Origin of the sequence: Bradyrhizobium algeriense (assembly GCF_036924595.1) — a bacterium.
GTDB classification, from domain to species: domain Bacteria; phylum Pseudomonadota; class Alphaproteobacteria; order Rhizobiales; family Xanthobacteraceae; genus Bradyrhizobium; species Bradyrhizobium algeriense.
Map to the genome: position 1 here is coordinate 847,371 of NZ_JAZHRV010000001.1, position 17,740 is coordinate 865,110.

Here is a 17,740-nt window from a genome sequence, read left to right on the forward strand (position 1 = left end):
CGACCATTGCCACAGCACCATCCGGAAGCACGTCCATGTCCATTCTCGAACTCGACCGTGTCGGCAAACAGTTCGGCACGCAGACAGTCGTCGATGACTTCAGTCTCGCGGTCGGCAAGGGGGAGTTCATCTCCTTCCTCGGTCCCTCGGGCTGCGGAAAGACCACGACGCTGCAGATGATTGCAGGCTTCCTCGATCCCTCGCGCGGCGCGATCCGGCTCGAGGGACGAGACCTGACCGCCGTGCAGCCGGCGAAGCGCGGCCTTGGTATCGTATTCCAGAGCTACGCCCTGTTTCCGCACATGACAGCGGCTGAGAACGTCTCCTTTGGCCTTGAGATGCGACGCGTACCACGGGCTGAGCGCGCAGAGCGCGTCCGCGCCACGCTGGCGATGGTCGGGCTCGCCGGCTATGAGGAGCGTTATCCGCGGCGCATGTCGGGCGGCCAGCAGCAGCGCGTGGCGCTTGCCCGCGCGCTGGTGATCCGGCCAAGCGTGCTGCTGCTCGACGAGCCGCTGTCGAACCTCGATGCCAAGCTGCGCGAGGAGATGCAAATCGAGCTGCGCCAGATCCAGCGCAATCTCGGCACCACCACGATCCTCGTCACCCATGACCAGATCGAGGCGATGTCACTGTCCGACCGGATCGTGGTCATGAGCCAGGGCCGGATCGAGCAGATCGGCACGCCGCAGGAGACCTACGAGCGGCCGGCCTCGGCCTTCGTCTCCCAATTTCTTGGCAAGACCAACGATTTCGCCGCGACCGTCGACCGGACCGTCGCCCCGGCGCGGCTGGTCGCCGGCTCCTGGAACGCGCCTGCCCCTATAGGTGTCGTCGGTCCGGTGACGGTGAGCGTGCGCCCCGAGCGGATCGGTTTCGGTGACACCGGGCTGGCAGCGACGATCGTCACCCGGATCTTCCAGGGCAATCACTGGCTGTTCCAGTGCGAGACCGAATGTGGCCCCGCGATCGTGATCCGTCAGAACGATGGAACGCCGCAGCCCGCCGAGGGCGAGGCTGTTCGGCTCGCCTGGCGGCCGGAAGACATGAGCCTGCGTGGCGCCGAGGCTGCCCCATGAGCGCGGCCGACGATACCGCTCCGGCGAACGCTGCATCGACGGCGGACACGCGCGATGCGCGCGCGGCGTGGGCGCTGACCGCGCCTGCGCTGATGCTGTTCATCGGTGTCCTGGTGATCCCGCTCGCGATGACGGTGATGCTCTCGTTCCATGACTGGGGCCAGTACAAGGGCATCGAGCCGGTCTTCATCCTGAAGAACTGGCACGAGGTCGCGACCGATCCTTATTTTGCCGAGATGTTCTGGCGGACCTTCCGCATCGCGTTGTTGACCACGCTGATCACCGCCGTGCTCGGTGCGCCGGAGGCCTACATCCTCAACCGCATGAGCGGACGCTGGAAGAGCTTCTTCCTGCTCGTGATCCTTGGCCCATTGCTGATCTCCGTGGTGGCGCGCACGCTCGGCTGGGCGCTCTTGTTCGGCGGCAACAATGGCCTCGTCAACAAGCTCCTGATGTCGCTAGGGCTGATCGGCAAGCCGCTGCCCTTCATGTTCACCGAAACCGGCATGGTCGTCGCGCTCGCACATGTGATGATGCCGTTCATGGTGCTGTCGGTCTGGGCGGCGCTGCAGCGTGTCGACCCGCAGATCGAGAACGCCGCCTTGTCGCTCGGCGCCAGTCCGCCCACGATCATCCGCCGCATCGTACTGCCGCAGATCATGCCGGGTGTGTTGTCGGGCGCGATCATCGTGTTCTCGCTGTCCGCCAGCGCCTTTGCGACGCCAGCCATCATCGGCGGCCGACGGCTCAAGGTCGCGGCGACGCTCGCCTATGACGAGTTTCTCAATACGCTGAACTGGCCGCTCGGCGCAGCCGTCGCGGTCCTGCTTCTGGTAGCCCTCGTGATGATCGTCGTCGGCAGCAACGCGCTGATCGAGCGACGCTATGCCGAGGTGTTCCGATGAGGACCAATGGCCCGCTGGCGCTCATCTTCCATACGATCTTCGTCGTCGTCATGCTGGCGCCGATTGTGGTGGTCTGCCTCGTCGCTTTCACGCCCGAGGGCTACCTGTCGCTGCCCACCACCAGTTTCTCACTGCGCTGGTTCAGGACGATCGCGAACTACCCCGAGTTCGTCCATGCCTTCTGGGTGAGCCTCGGGCTAGGTGCGCTGTCCTCGCTGGTGGCGCTGCTGTTCGCGGTGCCGGCGGCGCTTGCCATCGCCCGTTATCAGTTTCGGGGCCGCGACGTTCTCGCAGCACTGTTCCTCTCGCCGTTGATGATCCCGCATGTCGTGCTGGGGATCGCGTTCCTACGCTTCTTCACGTCGATCGGTATCGGCGGCAGTTTCGCGGGGCTGCTGGTCGCTCATGTGGTAGTCGTGTTCCCGTTCGCACTCCGGCTGACGTTGGCGGCGGCGACCGGCATGGATCGCTCGGTCGAGATGGCCGCGGTCTCGCTCGGCGCTGGTGATTGGACGTTGTTCCGCCGCGTGACCTTGCCTCTGATCCTGCCGGGTGTCATCAGCGGCTGGGCGCTTGCCTTCATTCAGTCCTTTGACGATCTGACCATGACCGTCTTCCTGGCCGCGCCCGGTACCGAGACGCTGCCCGTTCGCATGTTTCTCTATATCCAGGACAACATCGATCCGCTGGTGACTTCCGTCTCGGCCAGCGTGATCGCGATCACCATGACCGCCCTGATCCTGCTCGACCGCTTCTACGGGCTCGACCGCGTGCTCGCCGGCAAGAGCGATCCAGGGCGTTAGGAGAACCCAAGGAAAACCTATGTCAAAGGAATATGACGTCGCTGTCGTGGGCGGCGGCCTGCTCGGCTCCGCTATCGCCTGGGGTCTTGGCCGGCTTGGCAAGAAGGTCGCCGTGCTCGACGAGGGCGATATCGCCAAGCGCGCTTCGCGGGCAAACTTCGCGCTGGTCTGGGTGCAGAGCAAGGGGCTCGGCATGCCGGCCTACACCGGCTGGACAATGCGGGCGTCCGAAAACTGGGGCAGGCTCGCCACCGAATTGAAAGATCAGACCGGGCTCGACGTCGCCCTGCAGCAGAATGGCGGCTTTCACCTGACGCTGGGCGAGGACGAGTTCGCGCAGCGCACTCAGCTTGTGACGCGCATGCACAATCAGGTGGGCGCGGCTGACTACAGGATGGAGATGCTGTCGGCGTCGGAAGTCAAGAAGATGCTGCCGCTGATCGGACCCGAGGTGTCGGGCGGCAGCTTCTGTCCGCTGGACGGGCACGTGAATTCACTGCGCACCTTCCGCGCCTTCCACACCGGGCTGAAGTTGTTCGGCGTCGACTATTTTCCGGAGCGGCCGGTCTCGGCGATCGCCCGGAGCGGCGGCGAATTCCGGCTGTCGACACCGCAGGGCGAGCTCCGCGCCGGCAAGGTCGTGCTCTCCGCCGGCAACGCCAACCAGACGCTCGCGCCGATGGTCGGCTTGTCGGCGCCGATGGGACCGACCAGAGGGCAGATCGTGGTGACCGAGCGCACCATGCCGTTCCTGCCGCATCCCTTGACCACCATTCGCCAGACCGACGAGGGCACGGTGATGATTGGAGACAGCAAGGAAGATCAGCTTGACGATCGCACGCTGAACCATTCGGTCAGCGCCGTGATGGCGGATCGGGCCCAACGCATGTTCCCGCATCTGGCCCGCCTCAACGTCATCAGGACCTGGTCCGGCATCCGCGTGATGCCGCAGGATGGCTTCCCGATCTACGATCAGTCGGAGCGCGAGCCGGGCGCTTTCGTCACCTGCTGTCATTCCGGTGTGACGCTCGCCTCCAACCATGCCTTCGATATTGCCCGGATGGTCGCGGCGGGTGCGCTCGAGCCGGAACTCGTCGGCGCGTTCTCGGCCCGCCGCTTCGACGCGAGCCAGGCTGCGGCAGGCAGCGGCTACTACTGACACCTACGCGACCCGAGAAAGGGACGAAGAGGCATCCCATGTTCAAACGATCCGATCAGGACAGCAGAAGATCCGTGCACATCCTCGTGGACGGGGCCGCCGTCGAGGCGCGCGAGGGCGATACTGTTTCCGCTGCGCTGCTCGTCTCCGGCCGAGACGTGCGCCGCGCGACCGCGGTGAGCGGCGCGCCGCGCTTGCCCTATTGCATGATGGGTGTGTGTTTCGACTGCCTCGTCACTATCGACGGCGTCGGCAATCGCCAGGGCTGCCTGGTGCCCGTCGCCGAGGGCATGCAGATCGAAATTCAGAAGGGCAAAAGGGAAATCGGCCGATGAACACGACTCCGAGGCGCGATAGTTATGATGTCGTGGTTATCGGGGCAGGGCCCGCTGGGCTCGCCGCCACAGCGACCGCAGCCGAGGCTGGCCTGTCGACGCTGCTGCTCGACGAGAATGCCGGCCCCGGCGGCCAGGTCTGGCGCGCCATCGCCTCGACCCCGGTGACGGAACGTGACCGCCTCGGCGCCGACTATTGGGCGGGCGCGGACCTTGTCGATGCAGTGCGATCGAGCAGTGCCGAGATCGTCCAGCGCGCGACGGTCTGGAGTCTTGACCGGAATCTCGAGGTCGGTGTGTCGGTCGGCGGCGCGTCGTTTTTCGTCAAGGCGCGGCGTGTGATTCTGGCGACGGGCGCGCTTGAGCGGCCGTTGCCAATTCCGGGCTGGACGCTTCCGGGGGTGATGACCGCAGGCGCCGCGCAGACGATGCTGAAGTCCTCAGGGCTGGTGCCGGACGGGCAGACGGTGATCGCCGGTCAGGGGCCGCTGCTTTGGCTGCTCGCGGCGCAGATCCTGCGTCTTGGCGGTCGCATCGACCGCATCCTCGACACGACCGAGCGCCGGAATTATTTCGCCGCGCTGCCTCACGCCTTCGCCTTCGTAACGTCGCCCTATTTTGCAAAGGGACTCGCGATGATGAAGGAGGTGCGAGCGAAAGTGCCGGTGGTGACCGGCGTCAGCGAACTCGAGGCCGCCGGTGATGGCCAGCTCGCAACCGTGACCTATACGGCCGGCGGCCGACGCGAGACGATTGCGGCCGAGTTATTGCTGCTGCATCAGGGCGTGGTGCCCAACATCAATCTCGCGATGGCGGCGGGGATCGAGCACCGCTGGGACGACCTGCAGCTCTGCTGGTCGCCCGTGCTCGATCGCGACGGCAGTTCGTCGGTCGAGGGCATCGCTGTGGCTGGCGACGGTGCCGGGATCGGCGGCGCGGGAGCCGCAATTGTCCGCGGCCGTATCGCCGCGCGAGCTGCGGTCGAGGCCCTGGCGCCTGCGGCTGCTGCGAAGCTCGCACCCATGTCGACGTTCAGAGCGTCGCTGGCCCAGGCCGAGCGCGGCCGTGCCTTCCTCGACACGCTGTTCCGTCCCGCCCGGCAGTTTCGCATCCCCTCAGGCGACACCATCGTCTGCCGCTGCGAGGAGGTCACGGCCAAGGACATTCTCGACGCCGTCGCGATCGGCGCGACCGGTCCCAACCAGCTCAAGGCCTATCGTCGCACCGGCATGGGTCCCTGCCAGGGCCGGCTCTGCGGTCTGACAGTCACTGAGTTGATGGCGCAGGCCCGTGGCAAGACTCCCCAGGAGATCGGCTATTACCGGCTGCGTGCACCGGTAAAGCCGATCACGCTGGCGGAGCTGGCGGCCGTGCCGAAGACAGAGGCCGACATCCAGGCCGTGGTGCGCGGATGACGAAGCTCGCGGATGCCATCATCGTGGGTGGCGGCATCCACGGATGCTCGACGGCGCTTCACATGTGCCTTGCGGGAATGAAGCCGGTGCTGATCGAGAAGGACTATGCCGGCCGCCACGCCTCAGGGGTGAATGCCGGCGGCGTTCGTCAACTCGCGCGGCATATCCCCGAGATTCCGCTCTCGATCCGCTCGATGGGAATTTGGGAGCGGATCGCGGAGCTCCTCGACGATGATTGCAGCTTCGAGAGCCACGGCCAGGTTCTGGTCGCGGAGAATGACGCAGAACTGGAAGCATGCCGCGCACGTGTCGCGGAACTGAACGCGCTTGGCTTCACCCACGAAGAGCTGATTGACGCAGCCGAGTTGCGCCGGCTGGTGCCTGCGGTGGCTGACACCTGTCCCGGTGGAATAGTGTCACGGCGTGATGGCGCGGCCAATCCCGCGCAGACCACGACGGCGTTTCGGCGCAAGGCGGCTGCGCTTGGCGCCACGGTTTGCGAGGGCGTGGCCGCGAGCAATGTCCGGCAGCGCGACGGGCTCTGGCACGTCGACGTTGGCGCGGACAGCTATGCCGCCCCGGTGCTCGTCAACGCCGCTGGCGCGTGGGCTGGACGAATTGCCGACGCCCTCGGCGAGCCGGTCCCGGTCGAGACCGTGGCGCCGATGCTGATGATCACGTCACACGTGCCGCACTTCATCGATCCAGTCGTGATCCTGCGCGGCCGCAAACTGTCCTTCAAACAATTCGCCAACGGCACCGTGCTGATCGGCGGCGGTCATCTGGCGACGCCGGATCAGGACCGCAACGAGACCGTGCTGGATTGGCGGAGCCTCGCCGTGAGCGCGCGCACCGTGTTCGAGCTGTTTCCGGTCATGCGCGGTGCGACGATTGTCCGCGCCTGGGCCGGCATCGAGGCCAAGACAAAAGATGATCTGCCCGTCTTTGGGCCAAGTGCTCGTCACAAGGGCCTTTATCACCAGTTCGGCTTTTCGCTGCATGGCTTCCAGCTCGGTCCCGGCGCCGGCGCCGTGATGGCGGAGCTGATTGTCAACGGCGGCACCCAGACCCGGATCGGCGATCTGGGCATCGGCCGTTTCCACGCTTCCACGACCTAAGAAGAGGACATCATGAGCATTATCCGCAGCATCCGCACCCCGATCATGCACCGCGCCGTCGAAGCCAATGGCTTCGTCTTCGTTGGCGGCACGATCGCCGACGACACGGGCGCATCAATGGGCGAGCAGACCCGCAACATCCTCGGCAAGATCGCCGGCTATCTGAAGGAGGCGGGAACCGATACGTCCCGCGTGGTCAGCGCGTCGATCTTCGTCACGGATCTCTCCAGAAAGAAGGAAATGGACGCGGCCTGGACCGAATTTTTCGGCGAAAATTTGCCGGCACGAGCAACAGTCGGCGTGGCCGATCTCGGAGGTGGCGCCTTGATTGAGGTGGTGGTCACCGCGCTCAAGGGCTGAGTCGAGACGCTTTTGGAAGGCGGCGACGTCGACAGATAAGCCCCCATAAACTCAGGCAAAACTTTTGGAGGCAAGCTCGGCTTGCGCGCGACCCAGGTAGCGCGCGAGACAGCTTGAGCAGGGGATTCACAGAATGAGCGGGTATGGAAGGACCGCTCATTCGCAAGGCGGACATTCCAGACATCGCTGCGTCTCGTCCGGGGGCTACGAGATCGCAATGATCTCAAGCTCTTGACCGGATGTGCTGACGACATCCCCAACAGCTTTGCCCATCAGGGACCTCGCCACTGGGGACACGAAGGAAATGGAACCGGCCTTGGGGTCCGCTTCGTCCTCTCCCACGATATGATATTTCTGTACGCGCCCATCGTCGCGCCGGAAGGTCACAGTGCTGCCAAAGGCAACGGTGTTAGCTGACGTAGGATTGGTGATGACTTGAGCCGTCCGAACTCTCGCCGCAAAGTAGCGCGCATCACGCAAGGGGGTTGCTGCTTGCCGCCGCCGCTCATTCACGTCTTCGATCTTCTGCGCCGCCTCGTACGCCTCACGAGCCTGCTGGAGCTGAAATTCCAGAGCCTTTAATCCCGCTTCCGTAACAAGGTTCGGATGAGGTGAAACCGGGCGATCGGGCAGCAGCGTCTCCGACGCAGTTTCGGCACTGTCTTCCTTGGTGAAGGCAACGCTCAAGCTCAGAACTCCTTTTAAGCGAGATATGCAAAAAGGCAGTCGGCGACAAGGGCGCGGACCCGTCAAGGGAACTGTGGCGCAACGCTCAGCGACTTCTACGAATCATATACCGCAGAGCGAGCCGGGCGCCATTATCAAGTTACCTCGTTTGTGGAACACTCGACAGAGGCCCTGTGACAGTCCTCCGCGGTGGACAGCCACGGCTTGATGCGTGGCATTTTCCGGGTGCGCGCGACCGCCGCATCATGGCGGCGAACTGCTGCAGCCTTGCTCCGCCGGCAGTTCCTCGGCATTGGGGTCGCCCGGTGCCGTCGCCCAGGCCAGTTCGACGAGCGTCACGATCCGCCGGCCGGCACCGTCAAGCTGGCAAACGATGAGGCCCTGCTCCTCGATGTAGGTCAAAAGACGCCGTGCACGGCGCAACGAATGTGAGCCATAGGCGCGGGCAATCGCTGCATCGCCCGGGCAGGGCCAACCTTCCTTCGCGGCGCGGGCGATCATCATGAAGACGCCCTGCATATCCTCCGGCAGAAGTGAGGCGCGGACCGAGACATCCTGCCAGGCGTCATCCTCTGCCATATCGGAGCCGAGCCCGGCGCGGGCGCGCGTCAGCATGCGACGGAAGTCACCCAGGTCCGGCACGTCCGAACCGAGGCCCTCTATTCGGCAGCGGACCACGAACTCCTGATAGAGGACGCCGATGGCGCGGAATCCCGAATCGGGTTCCGCCATGACGGCGCGCAGAATACGGTCCACGCGCTCACGCCGCTCCGCCAGTTCCTCAGCGCTGAGCGGCTGCTCCACCGCTTCGGGACGGATCTCCAGCGCCGCGGTCTTCGCCGCCATGAGCTGGCCGAGGAGGTCCGGCGGCGACCGGCGCTGGGGCCGGTTATTCTCGGGCGGCGGCGCGGCCAGGATGATGGCGCGTGCGTCCGGTGTCGCTTCCGGCAGAGGCATCAGGCGCGGGGTCGCGTTGCGCGGCGTGGTCTCCGTTGGACCGATGCGCAGCCCCAGCGGACGGCGGGAGAGGGCCGGTCCCAGCGCCATGAATTGCCCGCGTTCCAGATCCCGGAAGGCCTCCGCCTGTCGCCGCTCCATGCCCAGAAGGTCGGCGGCGCGCGCCATGTCGATATCCAGAAAGGTTCGGCCCATCAGGAAATTGGACGCCTCGGCCGCGACGTTCTTGGCGAGCTTCGCCAGTCGCTGGGTGGCGATGATCCCCGCAAGCCCGCGTTTGCGGCCGCGGCACATCAGGTTCGTCATGGCGCCGAGCGAGAGTTTGCGCGCCTCGTCCGAAACCTCGCCGGCGACGGCCGGCGCGAATAGCTGCGCCTCGTCCACCACCACCAGCATCGGGTACCAGTGGTCGCGGGCGACGTCGAAAAGTCCGCCGAGGAAGGCGGCGGCGCGCCGCATCTGGTTCTCGGCGTCGAGCCCCTCGAGATTGAGCACCGTGGAGACGCGATGGATGCGCGCGCGCTCGCCGGCGACCTGCAGGCCCCGCTCGGTATGGTCCTCGGCATCGATCAGCAGGTGGCCGAAACGGTCGGCAAGCGCCACGAAGTCGCCTTCGGGGTCGATGATGGTCTGCTGCACCCAGGGGGCACTCTGTTCCAGCAGCCGGCGCAGCAGATGGGATTTGCCGGAGCCCGAATTGCCCTGCACCAGCAGGCGGGTCGCCAGCAGTTCCTCAAGGTCCAGTGTAGCCGGAGCGCCTGCCGTCGCGTGTCCCATCTCGATCGCAACGGTCATGTCTCGACTCAAAGGCTCCTTGGCGGAGGCGGGCTTAACAACCTGATCGCAGCCCGTCGAGCGCCCATGGCCGGCTACTTCCGTGTTCTCCACGGCTGGTCGAGCGCCATCAACTTGGATGGATGCCGGCTTTGGTAGACCTGCTGCTTTTCGTCGGTCTCGAATGAGCGTCCGAAGCGCTTCATGTCTCGCCGAGCTCGATGTCCTGGACACTGTCAACCCCGCTCTTGACGGGGCATTCAAATAATACAGATCATCTAAAAATTGGATATTTCGGCTGGGCCATGGCGCGCAAGCGTCAAGGTCACTCGGCGACCTAATCAGGATTGCGACCTAATCAGGATTGAGAGAGGTAGCGTGGCAGCTCGCGCTCGAACTCGGGAAAGTAACGAGAGATCACGGTGATGTCGAAACGCCGCAGGATCGATCCCTGGGGTTCGCGATCAAGCAGGAATTGGAACGCCGCCTTGATGCAACCCTCGGGCGTGTGCGGGCCCATCGTCAGCCGTTCGCAAGTGTCTCTTGCCATCGTGACGCGATGGCGAGTCTCGCCGTTTCCCACACGGACGATGACCTCGAATTCGAGTGGATCGCCTTCGCCGGCTCGCTCGACCGTAATCACAGCCTGCCTTCACCGAGATCGGTTCATTCGTTGTCGTGGCAGATCCATCCTAACACACGGGCCGACGGTTCAAAGAAACCGACGGTTCAAAGAAAGTTGTCGAGGCCACCGCAAGTTCGGATGGAAATGAGGCGAGCGCGTGCTTCCCGGTGGAACTGCGAAGATCGCGTTGGGAGCCATGCGGGATTTTCGGTGACGAGGCGATCAGTCGGCATGGCTTTCCGGCATTTGGACGACCTTCCTTATCCACCCTGGGCTGAAAGGAACTGCCGGCGCAGCAAATTGTTGAGCCCACTGTTGCCGCAGGCGTCTGAGCTTTCACGGAACTGACGGCGCGCTAAACGCGCCGGCCTCTGACGTCAAAGCCGCGGTGAGGCGATGACAAGGCTATGGAAGCGCACATGGCTCGTGAAAATCTGGCTCGTGAAAATATGGCTCGTGAAAATCTGGCTCGTAGAAATTTGGCTCGTGGAAATTTGGTTTTCAGCTGGCGCCGGGCGTCGATGATGGGCGGGCTGACCGTTTTCGCGATTCCGGTGATCGCGAATATCGCGCAGGCAACGGTAAATTCTCCGGGCCAGGCTTCCTTCGTGGGCAGGCCGACGACATTGATCGATCGGGTTGCTGGTACTGAAGATGGTGGTGGGCCCGGCGATTTCGCCGATCTCGCCGAAAAAGTTCAACCGACCGTGATTGGGGTGCGTTCCAAAGCGCCTGCGACACGCAAATTTGGTGCGCCTGAACAGCGCGCTCCGAAAGGGGAAATTCCAGGGGCGGATCCGGATGCGCCCGATCGAGGGAGGGCATCGACACTCGAACTGATCAATGCTGGATCAGGCTTCTTCATCTCTGCGGACGGTTATGCCGTGACCAGCAGTCACGTCGTGGAAGACAACGACACAGTCGAGATCCGAACCAGCGACGACAACGCCTATTCGGCAAGAGTCGTAGGAAGGGACTCGTGGAGTGATATCGCTTTGATCAAAGTCGATGGACGCACGGACTTCAGCTACGTGAAGCTCTCTGACCAGCCCCCGCGCGTGGGTGATTGGGTGCTTACCGCCGGAAATCCGCTTGCGGTCGGAGGTACCGTGACGGCCGGTATTGTTTCAGCGCGCGATCGCGACATCGAGGTTGGTTCGGCGAAGGATTTCATCCAGATCGATGCGGCAATCAACAGCGGCGATGCCGGCGGTCCGAGCTTCAACACCCGGGGCGACGTCATCGGTGTCAACAGCATGATCTTTTCACCCTCCCAAGGCTCAGTGGGCGTTGCGTTTGCGGTCCCGGCCGATACGGTCAAGGCAGTGATACCGCAGCTGAAAGAAAAGGGCGCGGTCACGCGCGGATGGCTCGGGACCAAAGTTCAATCGGTCACGCCTGAACTTGCCGACGGCCTCGGATTGAGCAATCTCCGCGGTGCGATCGTGGCGGCGGTTCAAGCCAATGGTCCCGCTTCGAAAGCCGGATTGAGAAGCGGAGACGTGATCACCTCGGTGGGTGGCGAACCAGTCAAGAACGCCAACGAGTTGATCAGGAAAGTCGGTGCGTTGGCGCCGGGCTCTTCGACCCAGCTCACGGTGCTTCGGCAAGGAAAAGAGAGCTCATTGAGCGTGACCTTGGGGCAGCAGCCGAATGAACCCAACGCGTCCGCGGCGAATCCAAGATAGCTAGCGTTCGGAGCAGCTCGCGAAATCTCGCCGCGAGAAGTTCGAAGGAGCCGGACATGCCTGGTGACGCATACACGTCGGAAGAATGAAGGTGGAGCGTTTTGATGTGCGACTACAGCCTGCATGCCGTCCAGTCGCGTCCCGCAAGAGCGGGGGACGTGCTGCTAACGGGCGAATTCCCCAATACGGTAACGCGCGGGCTCTCCGCGATCGGAGAGCCCGGCGCCGCTGTATGCCTCCTGCCAGGCACCGAACTTGCGTTCAGCGAGGACGCGGTATGCGATCACCCGTTCGCGAAGCTCTACCCGCAAATGCGGTTTGGGAGCATTGGGGCGCGGCTCGCGCGTTTCCGGAAAATCAGTCGGGGAAGCAATTCGCACCATGACGCGCTGGAATTTGCGAACGGCAAGATCGTACTTCTGACAAAGCTGCGTCCCGGCCAAAGCGCAACGGTGCTGCAGCTTCCTGCACAGCGCGAGATCGACGGGAAGCCGTTGGCGGCAGAGCAGAACCGGCGCCCGTCAGTATCCCGGAAGGGCGGAGCGTTCGCCCGTCGGTCAACACCCGTGGCGAGCAGGCCGGATTCACGCACGGCTCGGACGAAAGTGGCCGCCAACTGAGGTGGCGGAGGGCTTCATGCATCCGGCATGGATTGTAGTGGCAAACGTATATGACCGCGGGTGCTGGCCGAAATAAGCCACTCGTGCTGGCAGATTAGGACAAGTGCGGTTCACACAGAAGAGCGGGCGGTTAACGTTGGAGTTAACCGCTCTTTCTGTTTCAGGCGTGGAGCTCTTGATAAAACTTCCTAACGAAGATGGCTTCTAGTCCATCCGGCTGAGATAAAGCTAAATTAGCCTCTCTGACAATCTTCGCTTCCACGACCACATGCCGTGAGATAGTGCGTCTCTTGAACATCCATCGCGCTACTTCAACCCAATCCCAAAGCGGTGCCGCTGATTTGCCCGACGTGTCAAGTGTTCGCAGGATCGCTCAAGGTATCATGCCAGCGATTATTGCTACTTTGCATGGGGTTGTTTTCCATATTTCGTCCACGGTCGCGATGCGGTCGAGCGTGCCGGTTTCGACCATGCGTGCGGCGGGATCGAGGCGTATCGCAAGCGATCGCAGGGCCGTACCCGGTTGAATCGGCTTTGCAATCCGGGCGGGCTTCGATCATAAAGGCGCCTGATCTTCAGCCGGGCCATTCGCCATCCGGCGACAATAAAAGAGGGAGCAAGTCTCGTGGCATATTCCAATACTCAACTGTTCATCAACGGCAAATGGCGGCCGAGCCAGTCGGGCAGGACCATCGCCGTGCTCAATCCGGCGACCGAGGAAACCATCGGCACGGTCGCGCATGCCGACCGCGCCGATCTCGACGAGGCGCTGGAAGCGGCCGCCAGGGGTTTCAAGGTCTGGCGGGCGGTGGCGCCATTCGAGCGCTGCAGGATCATGCGCAAGGCGGCCGCAATCATGCGCGAGCGCAATGACGAGATCGCGCCGCTGATGACCATGGAGCAGGGCAAGACGCTGGCGGAAGCGAAGATGGAAGCCATGGCCGCCGCCGACGTTATCGAGTGGTTCGCCGAGGAAGCCAAGCGCGCCTATGGCCGTGTGATCCCGGCCCGCGGCCCCGGTATCTACCAGATCGCGGTCAAGGAGCCGGTCGGCCCGGTCGCGGCCTTTACGCCGTGGAATTTCCCGATCAACCAGGTGGTGCGCAAGCTCTCCGCGGCTCTCGCTGCCGGTTGCTCCATCATTGTCAAGGCGCCTGAGGAAACGCCGGCGTCGCCTGCGCAACTGATCAAGGCGTTCGCTGACGCAGGCGTGCCCGATGGTGTCGTCAACCTGGTCTACGGCGTGCCGTCGGAGATTTCGGAATATCTCATTCCGCATCCAGTGATCCGCAAGATCTCCTTCACCGGCTCGACCGTCGTGGGCAAGCAACTCTCCGCACTGGCGGGCCTGCACATGAAGCGCGCCACCATGGAGCTGGGCGGCCATGCGCCGGCCATCGTGTTCAAGGACGCGGACGTCACGTCGGCGGCGAAGATTCTGGCGGCGGCGAAGTATCGCAACGCCGGCCAGGTCTGCATCTCGCCGACCCGCATGCTGGTGCAGGACGACGTATTCCGCGAGTTCGTCGACAAGTTCGTCGAAGGCGCCAAGTCGATGAAGGTCGGCAATGGCCTCGATCCGGATTCGAAGATGGGCTCGCTCGCCAATCCGCGCCGCGTCACCGCCATCGAAGGCATGGTGCAGGATGCCGTGGGCAAAGGAGCAAAACTCGAGACCGGCGGCCACCGCGTCGGCAACAAGGGCTACTTCTACGAGCCGACCGTGGTCAGCGACGTGCCGAAGGATGCGCGCGCGATGAACGAGGAGCCGTTCGGGCCGCTGGCGCTGATCTCCCGCTTCTCGACCTTCGACGAGGTGGCCGAGGAAGCCAACCGCTTGCCGTTCGGTCTGGCGTCCTACGCCTTCACCAGTTCGACCAAGACGGCGACCGCGATCGGCGCCGCCATCGAAGCCGGCATGGTCTCGATCAACAGCTTTGGGCTCGCGCTGCCCGAAGTGCCGTTCGGCGGCGTCAAGGATTCCGGCTACGGCTCGGAGGGCGGCACCGAGGCGATGGACGGGTATTTCAACACCAAGTTCATCACCCAGACCGGGGTGTGAGCCGGATCGCGAAGCTAACGCGGTTGGCTTCGCTCATGCAAACATGGCCCGACGCTCCACCGGAGCGTCGGGCTAGTGTCGTACCGACCATGCCAGAAGCAGGATGACGAGCACGATCAGGCCGGCGGACAGGCTCTTCCAGAAAACGAGGGGATCGCGGTCGTAGAGCGAGCGCCGTGATGCGACAGCCGGCTTCGCCCACATCGCGCCGTTCTCGAGCTCGTGCGAGAACTCGATGACGTCGCCGTAGCGCTGCAGCGGATCGACGTTGAGCGCCTTGCCTACCACCGCATCCAGCCAGGCCGGCAGGTCGGGGCGATAGCGGGAGAGGGAAGCGGGCTTGCCGAAGCGGGGCCGCGAGAACGGCTCGATCTCGCCGTAAGGGTAGGCGGCAGTGAACATCCGGTACACGGTGACGCCGAGCGCATAGAGATCGGAAAACTCGTCGCCGGTCCGCCCGCCGAACAGCTCCGGCGCCATGTAGCTCGCCGTGCCTGGAATGTCCTCGGCCGGGAAATCCTCCAGCAGCGGCACGCGCGCGACGCCGAGGTCGACCAGCCGCAATCCGCCGGCCTTCAGCAGGATCACGTTGTCGGGCTTGACGTCGCGATGGATGATGCCGGCACGATGCAAGGTAGCGACCGCGCGCGCCAGCTTGGTCGCGATCCCGATGCCTTCAGACAGCGAAAGTTGCGGCGAACGATTCAGCCGCTGTTCCAGCGTCTCGCCTTCGTAAAGCGGCATCACCGAATAGAGGCGGGTCTGGCGTTCGGCGGGCAGTTCGACGATTTCTCCGATCCACAGGCTTCGCACGCGCGCCGCGACCCACGCCTCGCGGACGAAGGCGAGGCGATAGGAGCCCTCGCTGGCCACGCGCGGATGCGGAAACTTCAGCACGAGTTCGCGGCCTTGTCGTTTGTCGATCGCCTTGAACAGCCGGCTGTAGCGGCCATCAGACAATATTTCGCCGAGCGTGAAATCGTCGATGACGTCGCCGGTTTCGGGCAAGTCCAAAATCGGAAGCGTCGCGATCGAGTGGGTGAGTTCGTCGCGGTCGGCGGGCGGCAGGTCGACGACGTCGAGCACCAGCGCGGTCATGTTGTCGCTGGAGCCGGCATCCATGGCCGCGTCGACCAGTGCGCGCGCGGATTCTTCCGGCGAGGTGCGCTCGCTCAACAATAGCTGCAGCCGGTGATCGGCCAGCACGCCATGAACGCCGTCGCTGCAGATCAGCAGCCTGTCGTGCTGGCGCAGTCCGACGGTGGCGTAGTCGAAGCGGGCGAAGTCCTCAAAGCCGATGGCGCGGTTAAGCAGATGCGCGAGATCGCCGCGGCCGGCGATGTGGTCCGTGGTCAGCCGCTCCAGGCGCCCCTCGCTCAGGCGATAGGCGCGGGTGTCGCCGATATGAATGATGTGGCACAGCCGCCGCGACAGGATGATCGACGAGAAGGCGCAGCTCATGCCGCTGAGCAGCGGGTCGGTGCGGCCTTGCGTGTAGATCCAGCTGTTGGCGGCTTCCAGCGAACGCGAGGCCCGGCGGCGAACACCGAGTGTTTCGGGGAGGGAGTAATAGGCGTCGATGAAGCAACGAATCGCGAGCTCGGCGGCTTCGCGCCCGCCCTTGTGTCCGCCGACGCCATCGGCGACAGCGGCGACGATGTCGCGGTTGCTCCCGCCGGACCGGCCGAGGCAGGTCGCGACGTAATCCTCATTGGCGGAGCGCTTGCCGGTCTCGCTGACGAAGCCGACGCGAACCCCGAGATTTCGTTGCGAACCGATCGTCACCCGCGGCCTGTCAAGTTAGCGCGCGTCGTCAGACCCGCGCTCCCGACGCGGCGCCCCATGTGGTGCGCCAGCGCACCTTGACCATGGCAAGTCCGAGGAAACCAAGCAACGCCAGCAGGCCGAAAAACACGAAGCCCGCGCCGAAACCGCCGGTCATTCCCTTGGCGACGCCAAGTGCCTTGGCAAGGAAGAAACCGCCGATGCCGCCGGCGCAGCCGACCATGCCGGTCATCAGGCCGATCTCCTGACGGAAGCGGAGAGGAATGAGCTGAAACACGGCGCCATTGCCCATGCCGAGCGCGAGGACGCCGATCGAGAACAGCGATACCGAGATCCAGGCGATCCGCGGCATCTCGGTGAGCGCCCAGCCCCCAGGCGCCGGCGCGGCAGGCCCCTCCGGCATGAAGGCGATGACGAGATAGGCCGCCACGACGACGCCAAAAAACATCGACAATGAGCGGATGCCGCCGATGCGGTCGGCGAGCAGGCCGCCGACGGGACGGAAACCCGAACCGAAGGCGACGATCAAGGAAACCAGCAGGCCCGCCGCAACGCCTGATACGTGATACTGCACGCTGAAATACAGCGGCAAGGCGTTGGCCAGTCCGACAAAGCCGCCGAAGGTGATGAAGTAGAAGAACATGAACCAGCGGCTGTCGGGATCGCGCAGCAACGCACCGTAAGCCTTCAGCGAAATCGGTTTCCGCTCTCCGGGCGCATCCTTGGCGGCGTAGATGTAGTAGGCGAGGATCAGCACCATCGGAACGAGCAGTACGCCGAACACGGCCTGCCAGCCCCAATGTTCGGCGATCGACGGTGCGAACATCGTGTCGAGCACGACACCCATATTGCCGGCGCCGGCGATCCCCATCACCACGCCTTGATATTGCGGCGGATACCATCGGCTTGCCTGCGGCAGCGCCACTGCGAACGAGGCGCCGCCGATGCCGAGCGCGAGACCGAATATCTCCACCGACAGTTTGCTCGGAAGGCCGAAGTAGCAAACCCATGCCGTCGCGGCGATGACGACGATTTGCGCGACAATTCCGGTGCGTTTGGCGCCGAACAGATCGGCGAGAAGGCCCATCGGCACCCGCAGCAGCGCGCCGGCCAGAACCGGGATGGCGACGAGCGTGAACTTCTCGTCGACGGCAAGATTCATGTCGTGCACGATGTAGACGATCAACGGACCGAGCGCGACCCAAGCCATGAAGCTGATGTCGAAATAGAGGAAGGCGGCGAGCAGCGTGGGCCAGTGGCCAGCCTTCTTGAATTCAGCAAACTTCATCGAGCAGCCTCGAGCATCGGCGCGTGACACCGCGCAAGCGCGGTGATCTCGGCACAAAGGGATTTAATTTTGGGATGCGA

16 protein-coding genes are annotated in these 17,740 nt (G+C 64.0%); 11 read left to right on the forward strand and 5 right to left on the reverse strand.

The window, feature by feature from the left end:
- Positions 1-35 precede the first annotated feature (35 nt).
- Genes V1286_RS04125 through V1286_RS04160 form a run of 8 tightly spaced genes read left to right on the forward strand, consistent with a single transcriptional unit; the run spans position 36 to position 7,174 of the window.
- On the forward strand, positions 36-1,079 hold the full coding sequence (locus V1286_RS04125; protein ID WP_334477752.1) for an ABC transporter ATP-binding protein: 1,044 nt from the start codon (positions 36-38) through the stop codon (positions 1,077-1,079).
- Positions 1,076-1,984, forward strand: coding sequence for an ABC transporter permease (locus tag V1286_RS04130; RefSeq protein ID WP_334477753.1), 909 nt, complete (start codon positions 1,076-1,078; stop codon positions 1,982-1,984). Before V1286_RS04125 ends, V1286_RS04130 begins: the two co-directional genes overlap by 4 nt.
- On the forward strand, positions 1,981-2,787 hold the full coding sequence (locus tag V1286_RS04135; protein ID WP_334477754.1) for an ABC transporter permease: 807 nt from the start codon (positions 1,981-1,983) through the stop codon (positions 2,785-2,787). Before V1286_RS04130 ends, V1286_RS04135 begins: the two co-directional genes overlap by 4 nt.
- A gap of 19 nt (positions 2,788-2,806) precedes the next feature.
- Positions 2,807-3,946 carry an NAD(P)/FAD-dependent oxidoreductase gene (locus V1286_RS04140; RefSeq protein WP_334477755.1) on the forward strand — a complete coding sequence of 380 codons (1,140 nt, stop codon included), beginning with the start codon at positions 2,807-2,809 and terminating at the stop codon, positions 3,944-3,946.
- A 38-nt stretch (positions 3,947-3,984) separates the two neighbouring features.
- Positions 3,985-4,281: a (2Fe-2S)-binding protein gene (locus tag V1286_RS04145; RefSeq protein ID WP_108522100.1), complete on the forward strand. Its 297-nt coding sequence runs from the start codon at positions 3,985-3,987 to the stop codon at positions 4,279-4,281.
- Positions 4,278-5,696, forward strand: a complete 1,419-nt coding sequence (locus tag V1286_RS04150) for an NAD(P)/FAD-dependent oxidoreductase (protein WP_334477758.1) — start codon at positions 4,278-4,280, stop codon at positions 5,694-5,696. Before V1286_RS04145 ends, V1286_RS04150 begins: the two co-directional genes overlap by 4 nt.
- Positions 5,693-6,814: an NAD(P)/FAD-dependent oxidoreductase gene (locus V1286_RS04155; protein ID WP_334477760.1), complete on the forward strand. Its 1,122-nt coding sequence runs from the start codon at positions 5,693-5,695 to the stop codon at positions 6,812-6,814. The genes V1286_RS04150 and V1286_RS04155 overlap by 4 nt, the downstream gene beginning before the upstream one ends.
- Before the next feature lie 12 nt (positions 6,815-6,826).
- The gene (locus tag V1286_RS04160; protein ID WP_334477762.1) at positions 6,827-7,174 is read left to right on the forward strand and encodes a RidA family protein; all 348 of its coding nucleotides are present in this window, start codon (positions 6,827-6,829) and stop codon (positions 7,172-7,174) included.
- A 204-nt stretch (positions 7,175-7,378) separates the two neighbouring features.
- Here V1286_RS04160 and greA read toward each other — a convergent pair whose 3' ends face one another.
- From greA to V1286_RS04175, 3 genes are all read right to left on the reverse strand, one after another.
- Positions 7,379-7,861: a transcription elongation factor GreA gene (gene greA / locus V1286_RS04165; protein ID WP_334477764.1), complete on the reverse strand. Its 483-nt coding sequence runs from the start codon at positions 7,859-7,861 to the stop codon at positions 7,379-7,381.
- A 243-nt stretch (positions 7,862-8,104) separates the two neighbouring features.
- Positions 8,105-9,613, reverse strand: coding sequence for an ATP-binding protein (locus tag V1286_RS04170; RefSeq protein WP_334477766.1), 1,509 nt, complete (start codon positions 9,611-9,613; stop codon positions 8,105-8,107).
- Positions 9,614-9,950: 337 nt separating this feature from the next.
- Entirely contained in the window at positions 9,951-10,235 is a 285-nt protein-coding gene (locus tag V1286_RS04175; RefSeq protein WP_334477768.1) for a hypothetical protein, read from the reverse strand.
- 401 nt (positions 10,236-10,636) lie between these two features.
- Here V1286_RS04175 and V1286_RS04180 point away from each other — a divergent pair, with 401 nt between their 5' ends.
- The 3 genes from V1286_RS04180 (at position 10,637) to V1286_RS04190 (ending at position 14,587) form a co-directional block, all read left to right on the forward strand.
- Positions 10,637-11,905 carry a S1C family serine protease gene (locus V1286_RS04180; RefSeq protein ID WP_334477769.1) on the forward strand — a complete coding sequence of 423 codons (1,269 nt, stop codon included), beginning with the start codon at positions 10,637-10,639 and terminating at the stop codon, positions 11,903-11,905.
- 104 nt (positions 11,906-12,009) lie between these two features.
- On the forward strand, positions 12,010-12,525 hold the full coding sequence (locus V1286_RS04185) for a hypothetical protein (RefSeq protein WP_334477770.1): 516 nt from the start codon (positions 12,010-12,012) through the stop codon (positions 12,523-12,525).
- Between the two features lie 625 nt (positions 12,526-13,150).
- Positions 13,151-14,587, forward strand: coding sequence for an NAD-dependent succinate-semialdehyde dehydrogenase (locus tag V1286_RS04190; RefSeq protein WP_334477771.1), 1,437 nt, complete (start codon positions 13,151-13,153; stop codon positions 14,585-14,587).
- 72 nt (positions 14,588-14,659) lie between these two features.
- On the opposite strand, the gene V1286_RS04195 is transcribed toward V1286_RS04190, so the two are convergent.
- Together V1286_RS04195 and V1286_RS04200 are read right to left on the reverse strand one after the other, a co-directional pair.
- A complete protein-coding gene (locus tag V1286_RS04195) occupies positions 14,660-16,372 on the reverse strand; it encodes a protein kinase domain-containing protein (protein ID WP_334477772.1) in 1,713 nt (570 codons plus the stop codon).
- A gap of 28 nt (positions 16,373-16,400) precedes the next feature.
- Entirely contained in the window at positions 16,401-17,660 is a 1,260-nt protein-coding gene (locus V1286_RS04200; protein ID WP_334477774.1) for an MFS transporter, read from the reverse strand.
- Positions 17,661-17,740: the final 80 nt, after the last annotated feature.

What these genes read in the sequence shown, in the direction of transcription:
- V1286_RS04135 (WP_334477754.1), top strand. Translation starts at nt 1,981, where the DNA reads ATGAGGACCAATGGCCCGCTGGCGCTCATCTTCCATACGATCTTCGTC.
- V1286_RS04125 (WP_334477752.1), top strand. Translation starts at nt 36, where the DNA reads ATGTCCATTCTCGAACTCGACCGTGTCGGCAAACAGTTCGGCACGCAG.
- V1286_RS04130 (WP_334477753.1), top strand. Translation starts at nt 1,076, where the DNA reads ATGAGCGCGGCCGACGATACCGCTCCGGCGAACGCTGCATCGACGGCG.
- V1286_RS04180 (WP_334477769.1), top strand. Translation starts at nt 10,637, where the DNA reads ATGGCTCGTGAAAATCTGGCTCGTGAAAATATGGCTCGTGAAAATCTG.
- V1286_RS04150 (WP_334477758.1), top strand. Translation starts at nt 4,278, where the DNA reads ATGAACACGACTCCGAGGCGCGATAGTTATGATGTCGTGGTTATCGGG.
- V1286_RS04185 (WP_334477770.1), top strand. Translation starts at nt 12,010, where the DNA reads ATGTGCGACTACAGCCTGCATGCCGTCCAGTCGCGTCCCGCAAGAGCG.
- V1286_RS04160 (WP_334477762.1), top strand. Translation starts at nt 6,827, where the DNA reads ATGAGCATTATCCGCAGCATCCGCACCCCGATCATGCACCGCGCCGTC.
- V1286_RS04200 (WP_334477774.1), bottom strand. Translation starts at nt 17,660, where the DNA reads ATGAAGTTTGCTGAATTCAAGAAGGCTGGCCACTGGCCCACGCTGCTC.
- V1286_RS04170 (WP_334477766.1), bottom strand. Translation starts at nt 9,613, where the DNA reads ATGACCGTTGCGATCGAGATGGGACACGCGACGGCAGGCGCTCCGGCT.
- V1286_RS04145 (WP_108522100.1), top strand. Translation starts at nt 3,985, where the DNA reads ATGTTCAAACGATCCGATCAGGACAGCAGAAGATCCGTGCACATCCTC.
- V1286_RS04140 (WP_334477755.1), top strand. Translation starts at nt 2,807, where the DNA reads ATGTCAAAGGAATATGACGTCGCTGTCGTGGGCGGCGGCCTGCTCGGC.
- V1286_RS04155 (WP_334477760.1), top strand. Translation starts at nt 5,693, where the DNA reads ATGACGAAGCTCGCGGATGCCATCATCGTGGGTGGCGGCATCCACGGA.